4 protein-coding genes are annotated in these 4,025 nt (G+C 61.4%); 1 reads left to right on the forward strand and 3 read right to left on the reverse strand.

The annotated features are described in order from the left end of the window. The 3 genes from G5358_RS20260 to glnK form a co-directional block, all read right to left on the reverse strand. Positions 1-809 (reverse strand): IS481-like element ISAs19 family transposase (locus tag G5358_RS20260; RefSeq protein ID WP_421324798.1); only part of this gene is annotated, 809 nt, incomplete at its 3' end. Positions 810-1,327: 518 nt separating this feature from the next. After that, positions 1,328-2,569 (reverse strand): ammonium transporter, encoded by a 1,242-nt coding sequence (locus tag G5358_RS20265; protein ID WP_052815318.1) that lies wholly within the window; start codon positions 2,567-2,569, stop codon positions 1,328-1,330. 25 nt (positions 2,570-2,594) lie between these two features. Next, complete coding sequence (glnK, locus tag G5358_RS20270; protein WP_010675904.1) at positions 2,595-2,933, reverse strand: P-II family nitrogen regulator; 339 nt, start codon at positions 2,931-2,933, stop codon at positions 2,595-2,597. A 386-nt stretch (positions 2,934-3,319) separates the two neighbouring features. On the opposite strand from glnK, the gene G5358_RS20275 reads away from it, so the two are divergent. Next, positions 3,320-4,025, forward strand: a 706-nt coding sequence (locus tag G5358_RS20275; RefSeq protein WP_421324800.1) for a sensor domain-containing diguanylate cyclase, incomplete at its 3' end; no start/stop codon positions are given.

Consider the following 4,025-nt stretch of genomic DNA (forward strand, 5'->3'; position numbering starts at 1 on the left):
CCGTTGCTCTGCGGCCTGCGTACCTTGGTTGTCCGGTGCTCAATCCCCTCCAGTTGCAGGAACAGCTCGTAGGGATGGTGGTCAGCTCGTCCACAGAACTCGCGCCCGTTATCCGACAGGATGGTATAGACCCGTGCCTCGTGGGCCTCGAAAAACGGCAGTACCGTTTCATTGAGCACATGAACCGAGGTCACCGGCAGCTTGCTGGTGTAGAGCCGTCCCCAGGCGTGGCGGCTATAGCAGTCCAGCACGGTTTGCAGATACACCTTGCCAACCCCCTTGAGCGCGCCGACGAAGAAGGTGTCGACCGCCACCAGTTCTCCGGTGTAGTGGACCTCAATCTGGCGTTCGCGAAACTCGGGGCTGAAGCGTTCTAACAGGCGAATCTGCTCGTCATTGAGCTCAATGGTCTGCTCCCGGTGGGTTTTCTCGAGGCGCAACAAGCGGTCGTGTTTGGAGAGCAAGTCGTGACGTTGCCACACGCCACGCACACCACCCGCACTGACATTGATGCCTTGCAGAGCCAGTTCTTGGGCGACCCGCAGCGGGCCATGAGTTGGTCTGGTGAGGGAGTAATCGAGGATGGCCTGTTCAATCTCGGGAGCGACCCGATTGGGATGAGCCCCTTTACAGCCGGGCAATTTGTCGAGCAATCCCTCGGCGCCATAGGTCTGGTAATTACGGCGAATTTCGTAGAACTGCTGACGGCTGTAGCCGATGAGCTTGCAGGCTTTGCTGACATTATTGAGCTCTTTGGCGAGCTCTAGCAGGCTGAGTTTGCGACGTGCTACTTTCTCGTTGGTGGTCATACGGTGACTCCGGATAACACGGTAGGGGTACCGTTTTGTTATCCGGTTTGAAGCCGTATGACCACTCCCTTTTGTGGGCAACTGTCAGGTGAATACCATCTCCATACAGCCCAACGTTTACCGCGAACTCTCTTTATTCCTGCCCCTTATCCCCAGCCCTTCTCCTCCTTTTTTAATCAACGGGAGAAGGGCGCAATGCCGTTACCGCTGTCCGATAACGCTTCGCTAATCGAACCTACGTGGCTGCCACATCGATGTTTTGATTCGTCCAGCCAGGGGCGCTTGCTTGCTCCTCCCCCTGCCAAGGGGGAGGCGGGGAGGGGGTTATGGCCCCATCCGTCAATCGGCACGGCAAACCCCGACTCTCCCCTTGAAAAGGGGAGGGGGCAAAGCAGAGGGTTCACCGGCTGCGTGGCAGAGTGGCATCACTCGAACCGCCCTCCTGCCATCAGGGACGTCGAGCCGCCAAAAAAACGGGGCCCGGGGTTTCCCCCGGGCCCCGCAAGCAGATGGCGTGCTTAGATGCTGGATTTGACGCTGACGAACTCGGGGTAGGCATCGATGCCGCACTCGTGGACATCCACACCCATCATCTCTTCCTCTTCGCTGACCCGCAGGCCCATGGTGGCCTTGAGCAGGCTCCAGACCACGAGGGAGACGACAAAGACCCAGCCGAAGATGGTGGCAGCACCCAGCAACTGGGCACCGAAGGTGGCGCTCGCGTTGGAGAAGGGCACCACCATCAGGCCGAACAGGCCGCAGACGCCGTGTACCGAGATGGCACCGACCGGATCATCGATCTTCAGGCGATCGAAGGCGACGATGGCGTAGACCACCAGGGCACCGGCCAGGGCGCCGATCAGGCTGGCGAACAGCGGGCTGGGGGAGGCCGGGTCGGCGGTGATGGCGACCAGACCGCCGAGGGCGCCGTTGAGGATCATGGTGAGATCCGCCTTGCCCCAGGTGAGCTTGCTGACCAGCAGGGCGCCGACCACACCGGCGGCCGCGGCGGCGTTGGTGTTGACGAACACGGTGCCGATGGCGGTGGCGTCAGCGGCGCTGGAGAGCGCCAGTTGGGAGCCACCGTTGAAGCCAAACCAGCCCATCCAGAGGATCAGGGTGCCCAGGGTCGCGAGCGGCAGGTTGGAGCCGGGGATGGGGTAGATCTCCCCTTGCTTGCCATATTTGCCGCGACGGGGGCCGAGCAGCAGCACGGCGGCCAGGGCAGCGGCAGCGCCCGCCATGTGGACGATGCCGGAGCCTGCGAAGTCGGAGAAGCCCGCCTCTTTCAGGAAGCCGCCGCCCCAGCTCCAGTAGCCTTCCACGGGGTAGATGAAGCCGGTCATCACCACGCAGAACAGCAGGAAGGACCAGAGCTTCATCCGCTCTGCCACCGCACCTGAGATGATGGAGGTGGCGGTGGCGACGAACACCACCTGGAAGAAGAAGTCGGAGTGCAGGGAGTGGCCCGCGTCGTCCGCCTGGCTGCCCATCAGGCTGCCAAAGCTCGGCAGCCAGCCGCCGGCGCTGTTGTCCACGTACATGATGTTGTAGCCGACCAGCAGGAACATGATGCAGGCGATGGCATAGAGCAGGATGTTCTTGGTCAGGATCTCGGTGGTGTTCTTGGCGCGGACCAGGCCGGCTTCGAGCATGGCGAACCCGGCGGCCATCCACATGACCAGCACGCCGGAGATCAGCAGGTAGAAGGTGTCGAGTGCATAGCGCAGCTCGCTGACGGATGTGATCAACTCTTCCATGTCGTATTCCTCAGTTCCAGTCGTATCAAAGGGCGTCTGCGTCGGTCTCGCCGGTGCGGATGCGCACGGCGGCCTGCAGGTCATAAACGAAGATCTTGCCGTCACCTATCTTGCCGGTGTGGGCGGCCTTGCTGATGGCTTCGATGATCTGCTCGACGTTGTCGGCCAGGGTGGCGATCTCCAGCTTTACCTTGGGCAGGAAATCCACCTGGTATTCGGCACCCCGGTACAGCTCGGTGTGCCCCTTCTGGCGGCCAAACCCCTTGACCTCGGAAACCGTCAGCCCCTCGACGCCGAGGTTGGCGATGGCTTCGCGCACGTCGTCGAGTTTGAACGGCTTGATGATGGCGGTGATTAATTTCATGCAATATCCCCAATCCTTGTGGTTCACCCAGATAAAGGCAAATATTGCGCCAGAAAAGTATTTTTCTTTTTATTCATGCACTTACTTATTAATCGCAACCCTGGTCAGCGAGGCTTGCCCAATATGGGCAGGGCTGCGCCAAAGGTGTGCACCGCCGTGGTGCAATCTGGCCAGCAGAAGAACGGAAGGGAGCGTGACGGCGCGCAAAACTCGAAAGTGTGCGGGCTGCTACTGTTGTTCAACAAGAGGGCTACTTGGCCGATAACCCGTCATGACGGGGTGTCGAGGCCAGTCGCCCCCTTGAAGGCTCGACCGGCAGGCCCGGTTTTCCCGCCAGGTCAACAAGCGGATCCGTGGCGCCGAGTAGCAGAACAAGGAAGGTTTTCATGCTGCATGACAATGAGATGACAAGGCTACCGGCCCTCGACGAGGCCGTGATGAGCGGCATGCTGGAGGTCGTGAGCGACGGTCTCTGGGACTGGAATGCCAACACCGGCTATGTCCATCGCTATCCCGGCTGGTATCAGATGCTGGGGTATGAGCCCCACTCCCTCGACAACACCGTCTTCACCTGGGAGAACCTGATCCACCCGGACGATCTGGCGCAGGTCATGGAGAGCTTCGATGCCTGCCTGAGCGGGCGGGCGGCGGACTACCGGGCCGAGTACCGCTGCCGTTGCCGTAACGGTGACTACCTCTGGGTGGCGGATTGCGGCCGCATCGTCGCACGCAACCCGGACGGCAGTGTCGCCAGGATGGTGGGGGCACACCGCAACATCCACGCCCAGCGGGAACTCTACGCCAGGCTGGAGCTGCAAAACCGCACCCTGGAGCAGCAGGTGGCACAGCGTACCGCCGAACTGGAGCGGCTCAACCAGGCATTGCAGTTCCAGGTGGAGGAAAACCGCCGCCTGGCGGAGACGGACTCCCTGACCGGCGCGGCCAGCCGCTATCGGCTGGAGCAGGCGGTGCGGCTGGAGCATGAGCGCGCCAAGCGCTTCAAGGAGCCCTTTGCCGTGATCGCCATGGATGTGGACGACTTCAAGCAGATCAACGATCGTCATGGCCACGGGGTGGGGGACCAGACCCTGA

The sequence above is a fragment of the Aeromonas sp. 604176 genome (genome assembly GCF_049170755.1).
In the GTDB taxonomy this organism is placed as follows: domain Bacteria; phylum Pseudomonadota; class Gammaproteobacteria; order Enterobacterales; family Aeromonadaceae; genus Aeromonas; species Aeromonas veronii_A.

Coding starts and splice junctions, on each gene's coding strand:
- glnK (WP_010675904.1), bottom strand. CDS start 2,933: ATGAAATTAATCACCGCCATCATCAAGCCGTTCAAACTCGACGACGTG.
- G5358_RS20265 (WP_052815318.1), bottom strand. CDS start 2,569: ATGGAAGAGTTGATCACATCCGTCAGCGAGCTGCGCTATGCACTCGAC.